This is a genomic window from Thermococcus sp., from assembly GCF_015521605.1.
In the GTDB taxonomy this organism is placed as follows: Archaea; Methanobacteriota_B; Thermococci; order Thermococcales; family Thermococcaceae; genus Thermococcus.
Map to the genome: position 1 here is coordinate 1 of NZ_WANV01000028.1, position 20,510 is coordinate 20,510.

Here is a 20,510-nt window from a genome sequence, read left to right on the forward strand (position 1 = left end):
GGTCAGAGCGCGCGGCTCATAACCGCGTGGTCGGGGGTTCAAAGCCCCCCGGGCCCACCACAAGAAACTCTTCTAGAGAAGTTCGATTAAAAGCTGGCAGTACACCCAATCGGCCAAGCTTGATATCATTTTTAGTTTACGGATGCAGTACCAGCCTGCAATGTCTGATGAATACCGCAGTGTCCAGATTTTCTGTAATCATGGAATCAAGTCTGGCCACCAGCTAAAATAAGCCAATATCTCCCCATGTTCTGGATTTGGAGCCCAGATTCTCCCCCATTTTTCTCAAAAAACTGACCAGATTTTGCCCATATTTTGAGCGAATATGACAACAAATTTCATCAAATGGGATATCATGACAAGTTATTCCACGGAACAATATCAAAACTCCAACGAATTTCGGGCGTTCAGTCATTTCCCGTTGAGTTCGAACCTCGAACCCGTGCTGACCATTTATAAGGCTTTCCCAGTAAAGGTGAACATAACAGTGCATCAGCGTAGATTTTCGGCATGGAAAACGGTTCTTAAACTTTTCGTAACCGATATAAACCCCTGTGGGCGAGTTATCACTCGAAAAGCTTATATACCGAAACCCGCAGGTGGGAGGTAGTGATAATCGTTCTTAAAAAATGTTAAGGGGGCAATTCTCGGTGGCGGCGAAAAAAGAATTTGATATATTCACTCACGAGCTGGTTCCTGAACACAGGATACTCAGCGAGGAGGAGAAAGAGGAGCTCCTCAGAAAGTACAGGATTAGGATTTCCCAGCTTCCGCAGATCAAGGCTTCGGATCCAGCCGTTGTGGCGCTCGGCGCGAAGCCCGGCGACGTTCTTGAGATCAAGAGAAAGAGCCCGACGGCGGGCTACTATTACTACTACCGTCTGGTGGTTGAGGACTGATTCTGCGAGGTGAGATTATGGCATCGAGAGGACCGACCGTTGTGGATGTTACTCCTGACGACCTCTGGCTCGTTATGGAGGCATACTGGAAGGAAAAGGGACTCGTCAGACAGCACCTTGACTCTTACAACGCCTTCATCGACTACGGGATGCAGAAGGTCATAGACGAGTTCGGCGGCATTAAGCCGGACATCCCCGATTTCGAAGTCAGGTTTGGAAAGGTTCGCCTCGGCGAGCCCGAGTTCCAGGAGGCCCAGGGACAGAGAAAGCCCCTCTACCCGATGGACGCAAGAATTAGAAACCTGACCTATTCTGCTCCACTGTATCTTGAACTCATTCCCGTCGTTAACGGAATCGCCCAGGAAGCCGTCGAGGTGCGCATAGGTGAGCTCCCGATAATGCTCAAATCCAAGGCGTGCCGCCTTTACGGCCTCAGCGACGAGGAGCTTATAAAACTCGGCGAGGACCCGAAGGATCCGGGAGGATACTTCATCATCAACGGTTCCGAGAGGGTTATCGTCTCTATCGAAGACCTCGCCCCGAACAAGACCCTGGTTGAGAGAGACCAGAGGCAGAACAGGGTGATAGCCAAGTGCTTCTCCTACAGGCACGGATACAGGGCTTTAATCACCGTCGAGAGGAGAAAGGACGGAATTCTCTACGTCAACATCCCAAACGTTCCCAGGCCGGTTAAGTTCGTCTACGTTATGCGCGCCCTGGGTGTTCTCAGCGATAAGGAGATAGTCGAGGCGGTGAGCGACGACCCGCGCATACAGCAGGTTCTCTTCGACAACCTTGAGGACGCAAGCGACATAACCAGCCAGGAGGAGGCGCTCGACTACATAGGCAAGCTCGCCCTCCCAGGCCAGCCCAAGGAGTACAGGCTCAGAAGGGCCCAGCACATCATAGACAACAACCTCCTGCCCCACATGGGCGTTGAGGAGAAGGACAGAAAGGCAAAGGCCTACTATCTCGGCATGATGGCCCTCAAGGTTCTGGAGCTTTCCCTCGGCCTCCGCGGTGAGGACGACAAGGACCATTACGCCAACAAGAGGCTCAAGTTAGCGGGAGACCTCCTCAGAGACCTCTTTAGGGTGGCCTTCGGCCAGCTCGTCAAGGACATGCAGTACCAGATGACCAAGACCTACCAGAGGAAGGGTGAGCGGTACACCTTCGAGAACATCCAGAGGTTCGTTAGAAACTCGATAAGGCCCGACGTGCTGAGCGAGAGGATTGAGCACGCTTTAGCTACCGGCGCCTGGCCCGGCGGTAGAACCGGTGTGAGCCAGCTCCTCGACAGGACCAACTACATGTCAACCCTCTCTCACCTCAGGCGTGTCACCTCTCCTCTGAGCAGGGATCAGCCCCACTTCGAGGCGCGTGACTTGCACGGAACTCACTGGGGCAGGATATGTCCGACTGAGACCCCTGAAGGTCCGAACTGTGGTCTCGTCAAGAACCTCGCTCTGATGGCCCAGATAACCACCGGAATCCCGGAGGAAGAGGCCAGGGAGTACCTCAACAGGCTCGGAGTTATCCCAATAGAGGAGCAGAGGCCGAATCCAGACCTCTGGCGTGTCTACCTCAACGGCGTTCTCATCGGAACCGTTGAGGACGGGGAAAGCCTCGTGAACAGAATAAGAACCGACAGAAGAAGCGGAAGAATAAGCGACGCAATCAACGTTGCCCTCTACCAGGACGAGGAGGTCAAAGAGATATACATCAACAGTGACGATGGCCGTGTTAGGAGGCCCCTCATCATAGTCGAAAACGGACAGCCCAAGCTCACGAAAGAGCACGTCGAGGGGATAAAGAACGGCACCCTCACCTGGAGCGACCTCGTCAAGATGGGGGTCATCGAGTACCTGGACGCCGAGGAAGAGGAGAACGCCTACGTGGCAACGTGGCCCTGGGAGGTCACCGAGGAGCACACCCACCTTGAGCTGATGCCCGCGGCGATACTCGGCATTCCTGCCTCGCTCGTCCCGTATCCGGAGCACAACGCCGCTCCGAGAAACACCTACGGTGCAGGTATGGCAAAGCAGAGCCTCGGTCTCGGCTGGGCCAACTTCAGGATTCGCGTTGATACGAGAGGCCACCTCATGCACTACCCGCAGGTTCCGCTCGTCAACTCAAGGATAATGAAGGCAGTTGGTTTTGAAGAGAGACCCGCCGGTCAGAACTTCGTGGTCGCGGTTCTCAGCTACTCGGGATACAACATGGAAGATGCCGTCATCATGAACAAGGCCTCGATAGAGCGCGGTCTTGCTCGCTCGACCTTCTTCAGAACCTACGAGGCAGAAGAGAAGAGATACCTCGGCGGCCAGACTGACCGCTTTGAAGTTCCCGACCCGACCATACAGGGCTATCTGGGCGAGAAGTACTACAGGCATCTCGATGAGGACGGTATAATCTTCCCGGAGTCAAAGGTGGAAGGAAAGGATGTCCTCGTCGGAAGAACCTCCCCGCCGAGGTTCCTTGAGGAGCAGAGCGGTCTCGGAGGTATAATCCTCCAGGAGAGACGTGAAACCAGCGTTGCCGTCAGACCGAGCGAGAAGGGCATAGTGGACAAGGTCATCATCACCGAGACCGGCGACGGAACCAAGCTCGTCAAGATAACCGTGAGGGACCTGCGCATCCCCGAGTTCGGAGACAAGTTCGCATCGAGGCACGGTCAGAAGGGTGTTATCGGTCTTATCGTCCCGCAGGAGGACATGCCCTGGACTGAGAGCGGAATCGTTCCCGACCTCATAGTCAACCCGCACGGTATCCCGAGCCGTATGACCGTCGGACAGCTCATCGAGGCCATAGGTGGAAAGGTTGCCTCGCTCAAGGGCAGGCGCGTTGACGGCACGGCCTTCATCGGTGAGCCGGAGGAGAAACTCAGGAAGGAGCTTGAGGAGCTCGGATTCAAACACAGCGGCAGGGAGGTCATGTACGACGGCATAACGGGTAGAAGGCTTGAGGCTGACATCTTCGTCGGTGTCATCTACTACCAGAGACTTCACCACATGGTGGCCGACAAGATGCACGCGAGGAGCAGGGGTCCCGTACAGGTTCTCACCAAGCAGCCCACCGAGGGAAGAGCCAGGGAAGGTGGTCTCAGGTTCGGTGAGATGGAGCGTGACGTCCTCATCGGCCACGGCGCCGCGATGCTGCTCATAGAGAGACTGCTGGAGGAAAGCGACAAGACCGAGGTATGGGTCTGCGAGAGCTGCGGACACCTGGCACTTGAGGACAAACGCAGGGGTAAAGTCTACTGCCCGGTCTGCGGAGAGGAAGAAAAGATAAGCAAGGTGGAGATGAGCTACGCCTTCAAGCTGCTGCTGGATGAGCTGAAGGCGATGGGAATAAGGCCGTCTCTCAACATAGTTGATAGGGTGTGATCGCCATGCAGTCGATGAAAAAGGTCATCGGAAGTATTGAGTTCGGAATCCTCTCACCTCAAGAAATCAGAAAGATGAGTGCGGCCGAGATAAGCGTCCCCGATACATACGACGATGACGGTTACCCCATCGAGGGCGGCCTCATGGACAAGAGGCTAGGTGTTATCGACCCGGGACTGCGCTGTGAGACCTGCGGAGCGAGAGCCGGAGACTGTCCCGGCCACTTCGGCCACGTTGAGCTTGCCAGGCCGATAATCCACGTCGGCTTCGCCAAGACCATCCACAGGGTTCTGGAGAGCACCTGCCGCGAGTGCGGAAGGATAAAGCTCACCGAAGAGGAGATAGAGGAGTACACCCACAAGTTCGAGGTCATGGGCGACAGAAAGAAGGCCAAGGACAGGCTCATCAAGGAGATACACAAGAAGGCCAAGGAGAGAATGGTCTGTCCGCACTGCGGTGCCCCGCAGTTCCCGATCAAGTTCGAGAGGCCGACCATCTACTGGGAGCTCAGGAAGGACGAGGAGGGCAACGAGTACAAGCACAGGATGATGCCGAGCGAGGTCAGGGACAGGCTTGAGAAGATACCCGACAAGGACTTACCGCTCCTTGGACTCCATCCCGAAAAGGCCCGCCCGGAGTGGATGGTTCTCACGGTTCTGCCCGTTCCGCCCGTTACCATGAGACCCTCCATCACGCTTGAGAGCGGCATTCGTGCCGAAGACGACCTCACCCACAAGCTCGTCGACATAATCCGTATCAACAACCGCCTCAAGTCCAACATCGAGGCCGGCGCACCGCAGCTGATTATAGAAGACCTCTGGGATCTCCTCCAGTACCACGTCACCACCTACATCAACAACGAGACCTCCGGAATACCGCCGGCCAAGCACAAGAGCGGAAGGCCGCTGAAAACCCTGGCACAGAGGCTCAAGGGTAAGGAAGGACGCTTCCGTGGAAACCTCAGCGGTAAGCGTGTCAACTTCTCCGCCCGTACCGTCATCAGCCCAGACCCGATGATAAGCATCAACGAGGTTGGTGTTCCCATAGCTGTAGCCATGGAGCTCACCGTTCCGGAAAAGGTCACCGAGTTCAACTTCGAGAAGCTCAAGAGGATGGTGCTCAACGGGCCCGAGAAGTACCCGGGAGCCAACTACGTTATCGACCCCGAGGGAAGAAGGATACGCCTCATGGAGAACAACCTTGAGATCATCGCCGAAAAGCTCGACCTCGGCTGGACCGTCGAGAGGCACCTCCTCGATGGGGACATAGTTCTCTTCAACAGACAGCCCTCGCTTCACAGGATGTCCATCATGGCCCACCGCGTCAGGGTAATGCCCTACAAGACCTTCCGCCTCAACCTCGCCGTCTGTCCGCCCTACAACGCGGACTTCGACGGTGACGAGATGAACCTCCACGTCCCGCAGACGGAGGAGGCGCAGGCGGAAGCGAAGATACTCATGGAGGTCCAGAACCACATCATATCCCCGAGGTACGGTGGCCCGCTCATCGCCGGAATACAGGACCACATCTCAGGCGGCTACCTGCTCACACGTGAGGGGGCCCACTTCACCCGCTCAGAGGTCGAGCAGATGCTCATGTTTGCAGGCGTTGACGTGAAGGAGCTCCCCAAGCCGGACAAGATCGAGAACGGCGTTGAGCTCTGGAGCGGAAAGACCATATTCTCGCTCCTCCTGCCGGACGACCTCACCATCTGGTACCGCAACAAGCTCTGCGATGACCCCGAGAGATGCGAGGCCATTGAGAAGCTCATAGAGGAGAAGCTTATCCCCGATGAGGAGGAGGTCAGAAAGCTCGCCTACGACGGCTTCACCTACATACTCAACGGAAAGCTCCTGAGCGGTGCGATAGACAAGAAGGCCTACGGAAGGGAGGACGGAAAGCTTCTCGACCTCATAGTGAGGGAGTATGGCGTTGAGAGGGCGAGGCAGTTCCTCGACCAGGTCACCAAGCTAGCCATATGGGTCATAACCCACAAGGGCTTCACCACTGCGATAGACGACGAAGACCTCCCAAGCGAGGCCCTCGACAGGATCAAGGAGATAATCCGCGAGGCCGAGGAGAGGGTCAACAGGCTTATCGAGGCGTACAAGAACGGAGAGCTTGAACCTCTACCCGGTAAAACCCTTGAAGAGACGCTGGAGAGCAACATAATGGCTGTCTTGGCCGAGGCGCGTGACAATGCCGGTAAGGTCGCCGAGCGCTACCTCGGTATGAACAACCACGCCGTCATAATGGCAAAGACCGGAGCGAGGGGTAAAATGCTCAACATCACCCAGATGGCCGCAATGCTCGGCCAGCAGTCCATCCGTGGTAAAAGGCTCTACCGCGGCTACCGCGGAAGGGTTCTCACTCACTTCAAGCCAGATGACCTCGGCGCCAGGGCAAAGGGCTTCGTCACCAACTCCTACAAGAGCGGTCTCACGCCACAGGAATACTTCTTCCACGCTATGGGTGGACGTGAGGGACTGGTTGACACCGCGGTCAGGACGGCACAGAGCGGTTACATGCAGCGCAGGCTCATCAACGCGCTCCAGGACCTCAAGGTTGACTACGACGGAACGGTCAGGGATCCGACCGGAATCATCGTCCAGTTCAAGTACGGTGAGGACGGAATAGACCCCATGAAGAGCTGGGGAGGCAAGACCGTGGACGTTGATAGGGTCATTGTGAAAACCCTGCTCAAAGTGAGGGGGAAGGGGTGAGGTAAATGGTCGCCGCAAAAACCATCAAGAGCATGGTTGACAAGGCCGAGCTTCCCGACAACATCAAGGAAGAGCTCTACAACAAGCTCATCGAGTACAACAAGAAGTACAAGCTCAAGAAGGCCGAGGTTCAGGCCATCATAGACGAGGCCGTTAAGGAGTACCAGAGGGCGCTTATAGAGCCGGGCGAGGCCATCGGGACCGTCGCGGCACAGTCGATAGGTGAACCGTCAACGCAGATGACCCTCAACACCTTCCACTACGCGGGTGTCGCCGAGATCAACGTCACCCTCGGTCTGCCGAGGATCATCGAGATTGTCGACGCGAGAAAGAACCCCTCAACGCCAATCATGACCGTTTACCTCGACGAGAAGCACCGCTATGATAGGGAGAAGGCTCTGGAAGTTGCGAGGCGCATTGAGGGAACCAGCCTTGAGAACCTCGCAAGGGAGACCAGCATAGACATCCTCAACTTCGAGTTCATAGTTGACATTGACCCGGAGAGGCTCGAAAAGGCCGGTCTCGACATGGAGAGAATTCAGAGGAAGCTGGAGAGCTCTTTCAAGAGCGCCGAATTTGAGGTTGACGGCTACACGGTCATAATGCGCCCCAAGAAGGTCGGCAAGCTCTCCGACCTGAGGAGACTTGCCGAAAAGGTTAAAAAGCACCGCCTTAAGGGTCTCTCGGGCGTCGGGAAGACCATCATAAGGAAGGAAGGCGACGAGTACGTCATCTACACTGAGGGTTCCAACTTCAAGCAGATCCTCAAGGTTCCGGGCGTTGACCCGACGAGAACCAGGACCAACAACATCCACGAGATCGCCGAGGTGCTCGGCATCGAGGCGGCGAGGAATGCGATCATCGAGGAAATCGTCAACACGATGCGCGAGCAGGGTCTTGAGGTCGACGTCAGGCACATAATGCTCGTCGCCGACATGATGACGCTCGACGGTGTGATACTGCCCATAGGCAGGCACGGTATAGTTGGGGAGAAGGCCAGCGTGCTTGCCAGGGCCGCCTTCGAGATCACCACCCAGCACCTCTTCGAGGCTGCTGAAAGGGGCGAAACCGACCCGCTCAACGGCGTCGTCGAGAACGTCCTTATCGGACAGCCCGTGCCCGTCGGTACGGGAATAGTCAAACTGGCAATGAATCTCCCCCTGAGACCGAAAAGGGAGTAGGGAGGTGTAGTTAATGGTTGACTTTGCATTCGAGCTTAGGAAGGCTGAGGAGACCGGAAAGATAATCATGGGTGCCAAGAAGGCCATACAGTACGCCAAGATGGGTGGAGCGAAGCTGATTATCGTCGCAAAGAACGCCAGACCGGACATCAAGGAGGACATCGAGTACTACGCCAAGCTCAGCGGCATACCTGTTTATGAGTTTGAGGGGACCAGCGTTGAGCTCGGAACCCTTCTGGGAAGGCCGCACACTGTCTCGGCCCTCGCCGTGATAGACCCCGGTGAGAGCAGAATACTGGCTCTTGGGGGTAAGGAGTAATGCCGCTCAAGCTCAACACCGACCAGATCAAGTTCATAGCGCTCTTCGAGAGCATGACCGGAGCGACAGTGATGGACTGCCTCATAGACAGCAAGAGAAACAGGCTGATCTACGTCATCAAGAAGGGTGAGATGGGACTGGCACTCGGAAAGAAGGGAGCCAACGTCAAGCGCGTTCAGAACATGCTCGGAAAGGACATAGAGCTTATCGAGCACTCAGACAACCCAGAAGAGTTCCTGAGGAACATTTATAAGAGCCTCGGGGTTAAGGTTAAAAAGGTTCACATCACTGAGAAGCGTGATGGTAAGAAGGTCGCCCTCCTGGACATAGGTCCGCGTGAAAAGCCGCGCGCCATCGGAAGGGGCGGCCAGAACATCAACCTCGTGAAAGAGTTGATGGAGAGACACCACGGCATTCAAGATGTGATCATAATTTGAGGTGATGATCATGCCTGGAAAGAAGGCCCCGTATGGAGAGTTTGCCGGTAGAAAGCTCAAGCTCAAGAGAAAGAAGTTCCGCTGGAGCGACATAAGGTACAAGAGGAGAGTCCTCCGCCTTAAGGAGAAGAGCGACCCGCTTGAGGGCGCTCCGCAGGCCAAGGGAATCGTCCTTGAGAAGATAGCCGTCGAGGCTAAGCAGCCGAACTCGGCTATGCGTAAGGCCGTCAGGGTTCAGCTCATCAAGAACGGTAAGGTCGTTACCGCTTTCACGCCGGGTGACGGTGCAATAAACCACATCGACGAGCACGACGAGGTCATCATCGAGGGAATCGGCGGTCCAAAGGGAGGTTCTATGGGTGATATCCCCGGAATCAGGTACAAGGTCGTCAAGGTGAACCGTGTTAGCCTCAAGGAGCTCGTCAAGGGCAGGAAGGAGAAGCCGAGGAGGTGAAGTGAATGGCCAAGCCGTTTACAGAGAGGTTCTATCAGCCAAAGGAGCTCAAGGTCATGGGAAGGTGGAGCGTTGAGGATGTAACCGTCAACGACCCGTCGCTCAGGCCCTACATCAACCTTGATGCCCGCATACTCCCCCACAGCCATGGAAGGCACGCCAAGAAACCCTTTGGAAAGGCCAACGTTCACATCGTTGAAAGGCTCATCAACAAGGTCATGCGCAGCGGAGCCAGCGGCCACAAGGTCGGCGGCCACTTCATGAGGCGTGAGCACCGCTCCCTCATGAGCAAGAAGATGAAGGCCTACGAGGTCGTCAAGGAGGCCTTCATGATCATCGAGCGCAGGACGAAGCAGAACCCGATTCAGGTTCTCGTGAGGGCCATCGAGAACTCCGCCCCGAGGGAGGACACCACAACGATAGCCTTCGGTGGAATCCGCTACCACATGGCGGTCGACGTCTCTCCGCTCAGGAGGCTCGACATAGCCCTCAAGAACATCGCCCTTGGCGCTTCAGCAAAGTGCTACAGGAACAAGACCAGCTACGCCCAGGCTCTGGCTGAGGAAATCATAGCCGCCGCCAACAGGGACCCGAAGAGCTTCGCCTACAGCAAGAAGGAAGAGATCGAGAGGATCGCCCAGTCCTCACGCTGAGGGCTGGCGGGGTTTCTCCTTCATTTCCGCTTTTCTCGGCCGATATCCCAAATGTCCTTGATGTTCTTGTATTCGTTGGGTAAGATGCTCTCGAATTCAGGGACGAGATCATGATTTGACTATTCAATCAGGCTCCTCCCCACCATATTCCCCGGCTTTTCTATCCCGAAGAACCTCAAAACCGTCGGCGCTATGTCCATGAGCGAGGCGTTTTCAAGGTTTGCCCTCTCAAAGCCCCAGAGAATGAGCGGAACCTTCACGACCGGCTCGTTCATCGAGCCGTGCATACCCTTCACCCAGTGGCTTACTCCTTTTATGCCCTTGCACATCCTGTGGGAGCAGAACCAGTATCCCGGCTTGGCCGAGACTATTAGTTCGCCGCTGTTGGGCGTGTTCAGGTGGGGGAGCTCATCGCGGAAAAACACTTCTTTGACCCCCGGAGCCCTCCTCAGAACTTCAAAGGCCTCTTCGCTCTGGCTCGGGTCTTTTAGATAGACGTGAACACCACCACCCGACGAAACCCTGAGCGTTTCAACCCCGTGCTTCCTGAGGTAAACGCGCAGGTTCACCCAGGTGTGCACTTTCTCCTGCCCGTGATCCGCGAAGATTATGAATGCGTACTCGTCCTTCAGGCGCTCCCACAGGGTCCGGACGGCGGTATCTACCGTCTCGACCGCTTTTAAAGCTCCCTCGCTTTCCGGGCCGTAATCGTGGCTCATGCCGTCTATCGAGGCGAAGTGGACGAGGAGCAAATCGGGCCTGCACTCCTCATAGAGGTAGAGGGCCGAGTTCATAACCCAGGCGTCCTTCCTCCAATCACGACCATGCTGACGGTACATCCTATCACCAGCAAAGAAGGGTGGGAAAATCCTGACATCGGTTCCGCTGAAGGGCGGCATGGTGTAGCCACTGACGGCGGCGGTTCTAACGCCCCTACCCCTAAGGATATCCACGATGGTTGGTGCCGCTATGACCCTGTGCGGGTTGAAAGCCACCTCATAGTCGTAGAAGTTCACCTTCCTGTCGCTTAAGCGGTCGTAGTAACCGTTCTCAACGACGCCGTGGTCTTTTGGCCATACACCTGTCATTACACTCGTGTGAACCAGGTCGGTAAGGGTGGGAAAGATTGAATCAACGACCGCAAAATCGCCGCTTTCAGCCAGCTCGCTCAGGAAGGGCATGTGCCTGAGGTTGTAGATTCCATTGCCATCGAGGCTTATGAGGGCGAGCTTCTTTCCCATCGCAAGACCTCCAAGCGGTGTCAGCCTGACGTGCAGTCATCACCCTTCAGTGGGATGGAGTGTTCGTCATCCACCTGCCCTTTCTTTATCAAGGCGGTATATATTCCTTCCGAGCCACTGGTCGAGGGTCTTCTGCCTCGCAAGATGGCCAAGGATGTAGCTCCTCTCAAGGTACTTCTCAAACGGATGTTCGAGGCGCCTCCTTATGGCATCAAGTGCCTCGTTGAGGGTCTCGAAGCGGCCTATGAGGTTACCCATGGCCTTCTTAACCCCCAGCCTTATCTGCCACACCCCGACGGGGGCGTAGTACTCAGGGGTGACCTCTCTGAACACGACCGCTCTAGCTTGCCTCCTTCTCTCCCTCAGCGCTTCGAGGACGCTCAGCCTTGCCGCATGATAAGCGCCGGCGGTTTCCTTTACATATTCCTTCCTTCCCCGGAAGTCCTCGTAGTCGTGGATTACGCTCGGTTCACTAGCCCCGAAGAGGGAACCCCTCAACCACACCTCAAGTAGCTCGAAGGCGTAAGTTTCGGGCATCAGCAGGACGGCGTAGCGGTTGCCGAGGAAGCGATAGAAGTAGACCTCGTAGTCGTTTATCTCCGGGTAGCGGAGAATCTCGCGCCTCAGATTCTTGCCTATGGTGTCCTGCACGGCCGTTATGCTCCACCTCGTTGGGACGAGCCTCTTATCAAGGCCGAGAAGCCCCGCTGAGAGGAGCCTTATGATGTAGTACTCATCGAAGCCCCAGTTGTAGAGACGCATTATGGCCGCTTCCGCCTTCAGCTCGTCGCTTACCACGTAGTCGGTTCTGCGGGGAATTTTCGGATTCTCGGTCAGCTCGAAATCGAGCAGCTCCGCCTTAGGCCCTATTGGTGGGGCGAACTCGCTTGGGAGGACTTTGAGGATGGGCTTCCTCTTGAGGAGTATCTCGCTGTCAACGGGCTTAACGCTCATCGCCAGCTCCTGAACCTCACCCAAAATCCGGCCGCTCCTCCTCACGTGGACGTCGGCTTTGGTCTCGCCCATGACGAGGAGCGACCGGTAGTAGAGTATGTCCCTTATCGTCTTGTCCTCCCACTTGAGAGGGTTGTCAAGATAGCTCGTGTCCCCCTCAACAGGGGGCACGAGAGGGCCTATCCTGACCTTGGGATAACCGTACTCGCCGACGAAGATGCTGGGGGGAGAAGAGCCAAAGAGGTGGCGCTTGTTCAGTCTCTGCTCAACGGTGCGGGCTACCCTGAACCTCTCAAGAATCGGGCAGGTAGGCCTCCCGCAGAGGAGCTTTCTGCCCTTGCATACTGCACAGAGTTTCGAGTTAAAGGGTGGGGCACTCATTGGAGATAGGTACGTGGGAGGGTATTTATGGTTTGCCGATGGCGGGGAAGTTCCAAAAAACTTAAAAACCCTCCTCGGCTCATATAACCTGGGCACTGGAGTGCCGCGGTAGCCTAGCCTGGTAGGGCGCCGGCCTGCTAAGCCGGTGGGCGTTGCCCACAGGGGTTCAAATCCCCTCCGCGGCGCCAGCATATTTCTTTGGGTCAAATGCCGGGATAGCCTAGAGGCGAGGCGAGGGACTGCAGATCCCTTCCACCCGGGTTCAAATCCCGGTCCCGGCTCCACATCAACCCTTTGCTTCGCAAAGCGTTGACGGAAAGATGGCGTGCAATTTTAAAAACACTTGTTTTTTGAGTGGTTTATCATTCAATTGGCCGTTCTACCACGTTCCACTCTCCACAAGGCGTCCGAAGGACGCCAGACTAAGCGTGGAACCTGATTGGTGACCTGTTTTAAAGTTAAACCCCACCACAGGCAAGTTTCAGAGCGCACGCTTTATCTTGTAACCGTTTAATAGAGAAGGGAACTTTTGGTCAAGCTTTCTCAAAGCTTGCTCTGTACCCTCAAACCCTCCGATGCGGGGTTTTCACCCTGCGTTGGGAAACTTTGCTGGGCAAAGTTGATCGATAGAGATGCATCAAAGTTCGGCATGCTTTTTGTGCTGGGCTCTTTGGAGGGGTTTGACTTCCAACTGGCAATTTCAAGCGTGTTTTCTATGCTTGAGCGCCTTCGGGCGTTATTTTAAAGCAAACACTCCTTAAATCAACCAGCGTGAGTACAAACCCCTTCAAACGTAACTCTTGAAAAAGCATGCCAACTTTTGACTACTCCTTTTTAAACAGTTAAGTCGTTTGGTCAAGCTTTGCAAAAGCAAAGCTTGCTGGCCTCAGAAGTGGTGGCCCTTCCCACCGCTCGGTGCCGGGCCAACCGTTCAGCCCGAAGGGAGCGTAAGCGCATTGGCCGGGAGATTTTATAAAGGCATGAAAGTACCACCTTTCGGTGGTGAGAGATGATCAGGGTAAAGGTCCTTGGAAGGGGAATAGAGAAGGAAATCGAGTGGCAGAAGGGCATGAGAGTCGCAGACGTTCTCCGTGAGGTCGGATTCAACACCGAAAGCGCTATAGCAAAGCTCAACGGAAGGGTAGCACTTGAAGACGAGAACGTGAAGGACGGCGACTATGTTGAGGTTATTCCGGTCGTTTCCGGCGGCTGATCTCTCTTTTTAATGGTTCTGATCTCCCCAGCCCTGAAGGGCGAGGGTTGGAGAAGAAAAAAGCCAGGAGAGAAAAGACAAGAGTTCACTCAGAAAGCCTCCTCCTCATAAATGCCTCGAAATTGTTCATGGCCTCCTCCAAAATCTCAACTGGGGGCAGGAAGACCGCCCTGAAGTGCCACTCGCCGGCGTAGCCAAAGCCGGAGCCGTGGACAAAGAGCACGTGGGCCTCATGTAGGGCATCCAGAACGAAGTCCTTGTCGCTCTTCCACTTGGAGCGCTCCTCTATCCTCGGGAAGATGTAGAATGCTCCCTGGGGCTTGGTGGTGCTTATCCCTGGAATCTCACTTAGGCGCTTGTAGATGTAGTCCCTCCTCTCCTTTAGTTTGGCCATGTACTCCTCAAGGTAATCCATCGGACCTGTGAGACCGGCTATTGCCGCGAACTGGGCAGGGGTGTTCGGGCAGAGTCTTATCCTCGCCATCTTGTCTATTGCCTCCTTCACCTCGGCGAGCTTGTCTTCGGGGTCAACGTAGTAGAAGTAGCCGAGGCGCCAGCCTGTGGCAAAGTAAACCTTTGACATGCCGTTCATAACGATAACAGGAACGTCCTTCGTGAGGGAGCCCGGAGAGACGTGTTTTCCTTCGTAGGTCATGAGGTCGTATATCTCGTCGCTTATCACGGGCAGGTCGTACTCACCGGCAAGGTCGAGTATCTCCTTAATCGTCTTCCTCTCGTAGAGCGCTCCGGTTGGGTTGTTCGGGTTGATGACCGCTATGGCCTTCGTCCTCTCGTCTATTTTCTTCCTCATGTCATCGATATCCGGCTGCCAGCCGTTCTCCTCTACGGTAAGGTACTCATTGGCAATGCCACCGTAGAACCTGACCAGGCCGGTGTATGGCGGATAGCTGGGACTCGGGACAAGGATGTTGTCGCCGGGGTTGAGGAGGGCGCCGAATATGAACTGCAACGCCTCGGTAACAGCCGCGGTAACGCGGACATCGTCGGGGGTTATATCAACGCCGTTCTTCTTTCTCTCACGCTCCACTATTGCCTCCCTCAGCTCGGGGATTCCCTCGCTCGGTCCGTAGTAGTTGTGCCCATCCTGGATGGCCTTACAGTAGGCGTCCCTCATGTGCTTCGGCGGCTGAAAGTCGAACTTTCCGGGGTCGCCAATGTTGAGCCTGATGACCTTTATCCCCTTCTTTTCAAGCTCCCTCGCCGGGAGAACAACGTCCCTTATGGCGTATTCGATGCCCATGGCCCTTTCGGATGCACGAATCATGTGAACCACCATTTGAATGATGAATGGTTGTCGTAAAAAACCTTTGCCCACATAGGTTTAAAAGGGCGTGACTGTAACGGGTTACGGGCAATGACGAGTAGCAAGCATGCTGAAAGCTCACGAATGATGACGTGAACACCCACCGAGCCCCTCGATACGTTTATTAACATTCAAAAGAAGGTTTTTACATGAACATCTTTATCCCACTAATCGCGGGCGTTCTCATAGGCTACCTTCTTCGTCGGAAGGGACGCAAGGTAGACGCCGACCTTCCAATGAGCGCCGCACTGCTGCTCCTGATATTCTTCATGGGCGTCGAGGCCGGGAAAGTGAGGATAGACGCCCTGTGGCTCCTAAGCTCATCCGTAGTATTCGCGGCCCTGACAATTGCGGGAAGCGTCGGAATCGCTCTCATCGTGGGGGGAAGGGGATGAGGTTTCTGATTTACGTCCTGCTCGCTCTGACTGCGGGCATACTCACGGGGCACTTCTATGCCCCCGAATTCGGCAATCTCTATGAAATCATGCTCTACCTGCTGATACTTATAATAGGAATTGACCTCGGTCAGAGCTTTCGCCTGAAGGAGATTAAGAAGCTCGGAAGGCTGGCCATAAAACTGCCCCTAGGCACCCTCCTGGGCTCACTCCTGGGCGGCCTCGTTGCTTCCCTGCTCCTGGGAATAGAGCTCAAGTGGGGGCTGGCAATAGCGGCCGGCTGCGGCTGGTACAGCCTCACCGGGCCTTTGATAGCTCAGTATTCAGCCGTCTACGGCACCCTCGGCTTCCTTGCCAACCTGACAAGGGAGATATTCACCGTCCTCCTCTACCCCGTCGCTATTGGAAAAATGCGGAAGGAGCTGGCGGTCTCCATGGGCGGCGCCACAACCATGGACACGACGCTCCCGATTATGACGAAGTTCGGGGGCAGCGAGGTTGCGCTGATAGCCTTCGTTCACGGCTTCGTGCTCACGGCACTTGTACCGTTTGTGGTTCCATTCATACTACAGTTCTGACCAATAACCTTTTAAGTTCAAACGTTTTAGGTTCTATTGACAAACCTACGGGGTGATAAAGATGGCTGAGGTTGAACTCGTTTTCAAGGTTCTGAAGGAGGCCGGAAAGCCCCTCAAGAGCAAGGAAATAGCCGAACTCGCTGGAATCGACAAGAAAGAGGTTGATAAGGCTATCAAGATCCTCAAAAAGGAGGGCAAAATCATCTCGCCGAAACGCTGCTACTATGCCCCTGCGGAGTGAGAATACTTCTCGCTGAGCTTTTTGAGGATCGCCTCGTGCTGTTCCTCGTTTCTTTTTATCTCCTTGACGAGCTCCCTCACGACCGGGTGGAAGGCCCTCCGGGACAGTCTGTCGTAGAGCTCCAGCATGTCCCTCTCCAGCTCAAGGTATCGTCCAAGGAGCTCCCCCACCTTCCCATCCCCGTTCTCAGGCAGGACAACCTCCGTCGGGAAGTCTTTTAGGTACTCCTCGATTATCTCTTCAGGAGGAACCCTGGCCCCCATTGCGCCGAACCCCAGCGGCATCACGACCGTGGGCAGACCCGGGATGAGGGCCACTTCACCAGCACTCTCTCCGGTTCCATACTCCTCCACCAACCTCATGGAGTCATGATATGCCCTCTCAAGCGCCTCCATCAGATGTCTGTGGAATGCCGCATCTATGGCCATTCTCATTATGAGGGCCCTCAGATCGGCATACTCCGGATCCCTTAGCTTCTTAAGGAGCTTCCTGTACTCCCTCTCGGCCTTTTCCTCCAGCCTCTTCAGCTCCTCAACCGTGGTTATCATCCTCTCCATGCTCTCCACCTCCGGAGCAGTTTAATAACATTTAGTTATTTAAAGATTTTGGTTCAAAACGCAAAAACTTTTTTAAAGCCTCACCCCTACCGATGCCTGCAGGCACTATCATGCCTCACGGCTCGGGGGTCTCCGAGGCTGGGGCGAGTAGGAACCCACCGGGCCTCTGTATGGAGGTGAGAGAATGAAGTACCCGAAGCAGATAAGGACTTACTGCCCCTACTGTAAGAAGCACACGATCCACAAGGTCGAGAAGGTCAAAAAGAGGCCGAGGAGCGAGCTCAGCCAGGGCCAGAGGCGCTTCAGGAGAATCATGAAGGGTTACCGCGGTTTCCCGAGGCCGAACCCGGCCGGAAGGGAGAAGCCGGTCAAGAAGCTTGACCTCCGCTTCAGGTGCACCGTCTGCGGCAAGGCCCACACCAGGGGACAGGGCTTCCGCGTGAAGAAGTTTGAGCTGGTGGAGGTGTGAAGCATGGCTCTCCCGAAGAACCTCATACCCATGCCGAGGAGCAGGTTCCTCCGTGTCAAGTGCATCGACTGCGGCAACGAGCAGATCGTCTTCAGCAACCCGGCAACCACCGTTAGGTGCCTCGTCTGCGGTGCAACGCTCGTCGAGCCGACCGGTGGAAAGGGCGTCATCAAGGCCAAGATACTTGAGGTTCTTGAGTGAACCCTCCCTTTCCCTTAATTTCGCCTTCTGCTAAACTTTAAATACCTCTTTTCGTAACTTACCCCGGCAGAGAAAATTTTGAGGTGGTTAAAATGCCGAGGAAAGCCAAGGAGTATCCCGAAGAGGGAGAGTTTGTGGTCGCGACTGTCAAGAGCATTCACCCTTACGGTGCATTCCTCAAGCTCGACGAGTACCCGGGCAAGGAGGGCTTCATGCACATAAGCGAGGTCGCCTCAACGTGGGTCAAGAACATCAGGGACTTCATCAAGGAGGGGCAGAAGATAGTCGCCAAGGTCATACGCGTTGACCCGAGCAAGGGGCACATAGACCTGAGCCTTAAGCGCGTCAACCAGCAACAGAGGAAGGCCAAGCTCCAGGAATACAAGCGCGCCCAGAAGGCGGAGAACCTTCTCAAGATGGCGGCCGAGAAGGTAGGAAAGGACTTCGAAACGGCGTGGAAGGAAGTATGGGTTCCCCTTGAGGAGGAGTACGGAGAGGTGTATGCCGCCTTCGAGGATGCCGCCCAAAATGGGATGGAAGTCCTTGAAGACCTCATAAGCGAGGAGTGGATTGAGGCACTCAGGCCGATCATAGAGGCCTACGTCGAGATACCCACGGTTACCATCGATGCTGAGTTCGAGATAACCGTTCCCAGCCCCAACGGGATCGAGATCATCAAGGAAGCCCTCATCAGGGCGCGCGACAGGGCCAACGAGGAAAAGGAGATAGAGGTCAAGTTTTCATACCAGGGGGCGCCAAGGTACAGGATAGATATCACCGCCCCGGACTACTACAAGGCCGAGGAGGTCCTTGAGGACATAGCGGAGGAGATACTGCGCGTTATAAAGGAAGCCGGCGGCGAGGCGACCCTGATCAGGAAGGAGAAGCGCATCAAGAAGATAAAGAGGAGAGGGGCATGAGGTTCCGCATAAAGAAATGCCCCGAGTGCGGGCGATACACCCTCAAGGAAACCTGTCCAGTCTGTGGAGCTAAAACCAAGGTAGCCCATCCGCCGCGCTTCTCGCCGGAAGACCCGTACGGCGAGTACAGGAGAAGGCTGAAGCGCGAGCAGCTGGGCATAGCAGGGAGGGAGTGATATGAAGGAGTCAGTTATCCATGTCTATGAGAGGCCCGAACTCAGGGACCCGGTCTTCATAGAGGGTCTCCCTGGTATAGGCCTGGTTGGAAAGCTCGCCGCGGAGCACCTCATCCAGGAGCTTCAGGCCGTCAAGTTCGCAGACCTATACTCACCGCACTTCATGCATCAGGTCCTCATAAAGAAGAACTCCGTCGTTGAGCTCATGAAGAACGAGTTCTACTACTGGAAGAACCCTGACGAGAACGGCAGGGACATCATAATCATCACCGGCGACCAGCAGGTTCCGCCCACCGACAGCCCCGGCCACTTCGAAGTCGTTGGAAAGATGCTGGACTTCGTCAACGAGTTTGGCGTCCGCGAGATAATCACGATGGGCGGCTACCAGGTGCCCGAGCTCCAGGGGGAGCCGAGGGTTTTAGCGGCGGTGACCCACGAGGAGCTGGTTGAGTACTACCAGAGAAAGCTTGAAGGATGCAGCGTTGAGGTTATCTGGCGCGAGGACGAAGGGGGAGCAATAGTCGGTGCCGCCGGTCTTCTGCTGGGAATGGGCAAGCTCCGTTCGATGTACGGCATAAGCCTCCTCGGCGAGAGCCTTGGTTACATCGTGGATGCCAAGGCCGCAAAGTCCGTCCTCCTGGCGGTGACCAAAATCCTCGGTCTTGAGCTTGACATGACTGCACTTGAGGAGCGCGCCAAGGAGACGGAGGAAATACTCAGAAAGGTCCAAGAGATGCAGAGGGCCATGCTGGAGCAGGGGATGCCTCCCACCCCGGAGGAAGAGGACAGGGGCTACCTATGAGTCCTGCCCTTTTCTTTTCTGACAGGATTTACTGGCAATTGCCGTTTCAAACCTTTGGTTGATAATACGCAGTTTGAAAAACACTTTTATTTCGTGCTACTCTTCTTACAACTGATGACACCAAAAGACTCGTGGAGGTGTTTGGCTTGCACATACCAGATGGACTGCTGAGCACGCCGGTGATAGTGGTTACCTACGCGATAACGATAGCCGGAATAGCCTACGCGGCCAAAAAGCTCAGGAACTTCCCGGAGGAGAAGATACCCCTCCTCGGACTCTTCGCGGCAGGAATCTTCGCGGCGCAGATGGTCAACTTCCCGATAATAGGGGGAGTCAGCGGCCACCTTCTCGGGGCGACGCTGGTTGCCATAATGCTCGGGCCCTACGCGGCAGTGATAGTCATGACAGCGGTTCTGCTGATACAGACGCTCCTCTTCGGTGACGGTGGAATAACAGCAATAGGTGCCAACATCCTCAACATGGGGCTGATCGGGGCCTTCATAGGCTACGGAGTCTACACAAAGCTCAAGGGCATCAACGAGACCCTCGCGATGGGCTTTGCCGCATGGCTCTCAGTCGTCCTCGGGGCGACCCTGGCGGCGGTTGAGATAGGCCTCAGCCACAGCCTCCCGTTCCTCAAGGTGCTCACCCTGATGGCCGGCTACCACTCGATAATCGGAATCGGTGAGGCGATACTCACCGTCCTGATAGTCTACGCCGTAAGTGCAAAGCTTCCATCCATTGAGGGGGTGCCTGCATGAGGACGGTTTTCAAGGGCTTGATAATTATAGCCGTTGTGCTGGCGATAGTGCTGCCCCTCGCGTCGAGCAACCCCGACGGGCTGGAGGCAACGATGGAAAAGGTCGGCCTTGAGGAGAATCCGATCTACCACGCTCCCCTCGATTACGGCGAAACCTGGGGTCAGAGCGTGGTCATGGGGCTGCTCGGGATCACACTGGCCTTCGGAGTCGGCTACGGTCTGGCAAAGCTCGCCAAGGGTGCCTGA

At 55.5% G+C, this 20,510-nt stretch carries 23 protein-coding genes and 2 tRNA genes; 21 read left to right on the top strand and 4 right to left on the bottom strand.

What is annotated here, in order from left to right:
* Window positions 1–650: 650 nt before the first annotated feature.
* From F7C11_RS05515 to F7C11_RS05550, 8 genes are read left to right on the top strand one after another with little or no spacing between them, the layout of a single operon-like run.
* Window positions 651–899: a DNA-directed RNA polymerase subunit H gene (locus tag F7C11_RS05515; RefSeq protein ID WP_088865748.1), complete on the top strand. Its 249-nt coding sequence runs from the start codon at window positions 651–653 to the stop codon at window positions 897–899.
* A gap of 17 nt (window positions 900–916) precedes the next feature.
* Complete coding sequence (locus F7C11_RS05520; RefSeq protein WP_297091758.1) at window positions 917–4,285, top strand: DNA-directed RNA polymerase subunit B; 3,369 nt, start codon at window positions 917–919, stop codon at window positions 4,283–4,285.
* A gap of 5 nt (window positions 4,286–4,290) precedes the next feature.
* Window positions 4,291–7,008, top strand: a complete 2,718-nt coding sequence (locus F7C11_RS05525; RefSeq protein ID WP_297091760.1) for a DNA-directed RNA polymerase subunit A' — start codon at window positions 4,291–4,293, stop codon at window positions 7,006–7,008.
* Between the two features lie 5 nt (window positions 7,009–7,013).
* Complete coding sequence (rpoA2, locus tag F7C11_RS05530; RefSeq protein WP_297091762.1) at window positions 7,014–8,189, top strand: DNA-directed RNA polymerase subunit A''; 1,176 nt, start codon at window positions 7,014–7,016, stop codon at window positions 8,187–8,189.
* A gap of 13 nt (window positions 8,190–8,202) precedes the next feature.
* Window positions 8,203–8,508, top strand: coding sequence for a 50S ribosomal protein L30e (locus F7C11_RS05535; protein WP_297091764.1), 306 nt, complete (start codon window positions 8,203–8,205; stop codon window positions 8,506–8,508).
* The gene (locus F7C11_RS05540) at window positions 8,508–8,945 is read left to right on the top strand and encodes a NusA-like transcription termination signal-binding factor (RefSeq protein ID WP_297091766.1); all 438 of its coding nucleotides are present in this window, start codon (window positions 8,508–8,510) and stop codon (window positions 8,943–8,945) included. The genes F7C11_RS05535 and F7C11_RS05540 overlap by 1 nt, the downstream gene beginning before the upstream one ends.
* Window positions 8,946–8,955: 10 nt before the next feature.
* Window positions 8,956–9,399 carry a 30S ribosomal protein S12 gene (locus F7C11_RS05545; protein WP_014788295.1) on the top strand — a complete coding sequence of 148 codons (444 nt, stop codon included), beginning with the start codon at window positions 8,956–8,958 and terminating at the stop codon, window positions 9,397–9,399.
* Between the two features lie 5 nt (window positions 9,400–9,404).
* Window positions 9,405–10,052, top strand: coding sequence for a 30S ribosomal protein S7 (locus tag F7C11_RS05550; protein ID WP_297091769.1), 648 nt, complete (start codon window positions 9,405–9,407; stop codon window positions 10,050–10,052).
* 119 nt (window positions 10,053–10,171) lie between these two features.
* Here the strand turns inward: F7C11_RS05550 and F7C11_RS05555 are convergent, their stop codons facing one another.
* Window positions 10,172–11,293, bottom strand: coding sequence for an alkaline phosphatase family protein (locus F7C11_RS05555; RefSeq protein ID WP_297091771.1), 1,122 nt, complete (start codon window positions 11,291–11,293; stop codon window positions 10,172–10,174).
* Window positions 11,294–11,359: 66 nt separating this feature from the next.
* Complete coding sequence (locus F7C11_RS05560) at window positions 11,360–12,628, bottom strand: Nre family DNA repair protein (protein WP_297091774.1); 1,269 nt, start codon at window positions 12,626–12,628, stop codon at window positions 11,360–11,362.
* Between the two features lie 102 nt (window positions 12,629–12,730).
* Between F7C11_RS05560 and F7C11_RS05565 the strand changes: the two genes are divergently transcribed.
* The 3 genes from F7C11_RS05565 (at window position 12,731) to F7C11_RS05575 (ending at window position 13,841) form a co-directional block, all read left to right on the top strand.
* A tRNA-Ser gene (locus tag F7C11_RS05565) sits at window positions 12,731–12,816 on the top strand.
* 21 nt (window positions 12,817–12,837) lie between these two features.
* Window positions 12,838–12,912: transfer RNA gene (locus F7C11_RS05570), tRNA-Cys, on the top strand.
* A 725-nt stretch (window positions 12,913–13,637) separates the two neighbouring features.
* Window positions 13,638–13,841, top strand: a complete 204-nt coding sequence (locus tag F7C11_RS05575; protein ID WP_297091775.1) for a MoaD/ThiS family protein — start codon at window positions 13,638–13,640, stop codon at window positions 13,839–13,841.
* Between the two features lie 85 nt (window positions 13,842–13,926).
* Here the strand turns inward: F7C11_RS05575 and F7C11_RS05580 are convergent, their stop codons facing one another.
* Window positions 13,927–15,126: a pyridoxal phosphate-dependent aminotransferase gene (locus F7C11_RS05580; RefSeq protein ID WP_297091830.1), complete on the bottom strand. Its 1,200-nt coding sequence runs from the start codon at window positions 15,124–15,126 to the stop codon at window positions 13,927–13,929.
* Window positions 15,127–15,314: 188 nt separating this feature from the next.
* Here F7C11_RS05580 and F7C11_RS05585 point away from each other — a divergent pair, with 188 nt between their 5' ends.
* From F7C11_RS05585 to F7C11_RS05595, 3 genes are all read left to right on the top strand, one after another.
* Entirely contained in the window at window positions 15,315–15,560 is a 246-nt protein-coding gene (locus F7C11_RS05585; RefSeq protein ID WP_297091778.1) for a hypothetical protein, read from the top strand.
* Entirely contained in the window at window positions 15,557–16,138 is a 582-nt protein-coding gene (locus F7C11_RS05590; protein WP_297091779.1) for a lysine exporter LysO family protein, read from the top strand. Before F7C11_RS05585 ends, F7C11_RS05590 begins: the two co-directional genes overlap by 4 nt.
* A gap of 61 nt (window positions 16,139–16,199) precedes the next feature.
* Window positions 16,200–16,379: an HTH domain-containing protein gene (locus F7C11_RS05595; protein ID WP_167891690.1), complete on the top strand. Its 180-nt coding sequence runs from the start codon at window positions 16,200–16,202 to the stop codon at window positions 16,377–16,379.
* On the opposite strand, the gene F7C11_RS05600 is transcribed toward F7C11_RS05595, so the two are convergent.
* Window positions 16,361–16,936 carry a hypothetical protein gene (locus F7C11_RS05600; protein WP_297091781.1) on the bottom strand — a complete coding sequence of 192 codons (576 nt, stop codon included), beginning with the start codon at window positions 16,934–16,936 and terminating at the stop codon, window positions 16,361–16,363. The genes F7C11_RS05595 and F7C11_RS05600 overlap by 19 nt on opposite strands.
* 184 nt (window positions 16,937–17,120) lie before the next feature.
* Between F7C11_RS05600 and F7C11_RS05605 the strand changes: the two genes are divergently transcribed.
* The 7 genes from F7C11_RS05605 (at window position 17,121) to F7C11_RS05635 (ending at window position 20,510) form a co-directional block, all read left to right on the top strand.
* Entirely contained in the window at window positions 17,121–17,405 is a 285-nt protein-coding gene (locus F7C11_RS05605; protein WP_014012391.1) for a 50S ribosomal protein L44e, read from the top strand.
* 3 nt (window positions 17,406–17,408) lie between these two features.
* On the top strand, window positions 17,409–17,606 hold the full coding sequence (locus F7C11_RS05610) for a 30S ribosomal protein S27e (RefSeq protein ID WP_012571194.1): 198 nt from the start codon (window positions 17,409–17,411) through the stop codon (window positions 17,604–17,606).
* Window positions 17,607–17,698: 92 nt separating this feature from the next.
* The gene (locus F7C11_RS05615) at window positions 17,699–18,526 is read left to right on the top strand and encodes a translation initiation factor IF-2 subunit alpha (protein ID WP_297091788.1); all 828 of its coding nucleotides are present in this window, start codon (window positions 17,699–17,701) and stop codon (window positions 18,524–18,526) included.
* Window positions 18,523–18,702: an RNA-protein complex protein Nop10 gene (locus tag F7C11_RS05620; RefSeq protein ID WP_297091789.1), complete on the top strand. Its 180-nt coding sequence runs from the start codon at window positions 18,523–18,525 to the stop codon at window positions 18,700–18,702. Before F7C11_RS05615 ends, F7C11_RS05620 begins: the two co-directional genes overlap by 4 nt.
* A 1-nt stretch (window position 18,703) precedes the next feature.
* On the top strand, window positions 18,704–19,504 hold the full coding sequence (locus F7C11_RS05625) for a proteasome assembly chaperone family protein (RefSeq protein WP_297091791.1): 801 nt from the start codon (window positions 18,704–18,706) through the stop codon (window positions 19,502–19,504).
* A 146-nt stretch (window positions 19,505–19,650) separates the two neighbouring features.
* Window positions 19,651–20,265, top strand: coding sequence for an energy-coupling factor ABC transporter permease (locus F7C11_RS05630; RefSeq protein ID WP_297091793.1), 615 nt, complete (start codon window positions 19,651–19,653; stop codon window positions 20,263–20,265).
* Entirely contained in the window at window positions 20,262–20,510 is a 249-nt protein-coding gene (locus F7C11_RS05635) for a PDGLE domain-containing protein (RefSeq protein ID WP_297091794.1), read from the top strand. Before F7C11_RS05630 ends, F7C11_RS05635 begins: the two co-directional genes overlap by 4 nt.

Bases quoted from the DNA above. Each gene is read 5' to 3' on its own strand.
- F7C11_RS05520 (WP_297091758.1), top strand. From the start codon at position 917: ATGGCATCGAGAGGACCGACCGTTGTGGATGTTACTCCTGACGACCTC.
- F7C11_RS05525 (WP_297091760.1), top strand. From the start codon at position 4,291: ATGCAGTCGATGAAAAAGGTCATCGGAAGTATTGAGTTCGGAATCCTC.
- rpoA2 (WP_297091762.1), top strand. From the start codon at position 7,014: ATGGTCGCCGCAAAAACCATCAAGAGCATGGTTGACAAGGCCGAGCTT.
- F7C11_RS05535 (WP_297091764.1), top strand. From the start codon at position 8,203: ATGGTTGACTTTGCATTCGAGCTTAGGAAGGCTGAGGAGACCGGAAAG.
- F7C11_RS05540 (WP_297091766.1), top strand. From the start codon at position 8,508: ATGCCGCTCAAGCTCAACACCGACCAGATCAAGTTCATAGCGCTCTTC.
- F7C11_RS05545 (WP_014788295.1), top strand. From the start codon at position 8,956: ATGCCTGGAAAGAAGGCCCCGTATGGAGAGTTTGCCGGTAGAAAGCTC.
- F7C11_RS05550 (WP_297091769.1), top strand. From the start codon at position 9,405: ATGGCCAAGCCGTTTACAGAGAGGTTCTATCAGCCAAAGGAGCTCAAG.
- F7C11_RS05555 (WP_297091771.1), bottom strand. From the start codon at position 11,293: ATGGGAAAGAAGCTCGCCCTCATAAGCCTCGATGGCAATGGAATCTAC.
- F7C11_RS05560 (WP_297091774.1), bottom strand. From the start codon at position 12,628: ATGAGTGCCCCACCCTTTAACTCGAAACTCTGTGCAGTATGCAAGGGC.
- F7C11_RS05575 (WP_297091775.1), top strand. From the start codon at position 13,638: ATGATCAGGGTAAAGGTCCTTGGAAGGGGAATAGAGAAGGAAATCGAG.
- F7C11_RS05580 (WP_297091830.1), bottom strand. From the start codon at position 15,126: ATGATTCGTGCATCCGAAAGGGCCATGGGCATCGAATACGCCATAAGG.
- F7C11_RS05585 (WP_297091778.1), top strand. From the start codon at position 15,315: ATGAACATCTTTATCCCACTAATCGCGGGCGTTCTCATAGGCTACCTT.
- F7C11_RS05590 (WP_297091779.1), top strand. From the start codon at position 15,557: ATGAGGTTTCTGATTTACGTCCTGCTCGCTCTGACTGCGGGCATACTC.
- F7C11_RS05595 (WP_167891690.1), top strand. From the start codon at position 16,200: ATGGCTGAGGTTGAACTCGTTTTCAAGGTTCTGAAGGAGGCCGGAAAG.
- F7C11_RS05600 (WP_297091781.1), bottom strand. From the start codon at position 16,936: ATGGAGAGGATGATAACCACGGTTGAGGAGCTGAAGAGGCTGGAGGAA.
- F7C11_RS05605 (WP_014012391.1), top strand. From the start codon at position 17,121: ATGAAGTACCCGAAGCAGATAAGGACTTACTGCCCCTACTGTAAGAAG.
- F7C11_RS05610 (WP_012571194.1), top strand. From the start codon at position 17,409: ATGGCTCTCCCGAAGAACCTCATACCCATGCCGAGGAGCAGGTTCCTC.
- F7C11_RS05615 (WP_297091788.1), top strand. From the start codon at position 17,699: ATGCCGAGGAAAGCCAAGGAGTATCCCGAAGAGGGAGAGTTTGTGGTC.
- F7C11_RS05620 (WP_297091789.1), top strand. From the start codon at position 18,523: ATGAGGTTCCGCATAAAGAAATGCCCCGAGTGCGGGCGATACACCCTC.
- F7C11_RS05625 (WP_297091791.1), top strand. From the start codon at position 18,704: ATGAAGGAGTCAGTTATCCATGTCTATGAGAGGCCCGAACTCAGGGAC.
- F7C11_RS05635 (WP_297091794.1), top strand. From the start codon at position 20,262: ATGAGGACGGTTTTCAAGGGCTTGATAATTATAGCCGTTGTGCTGGCG.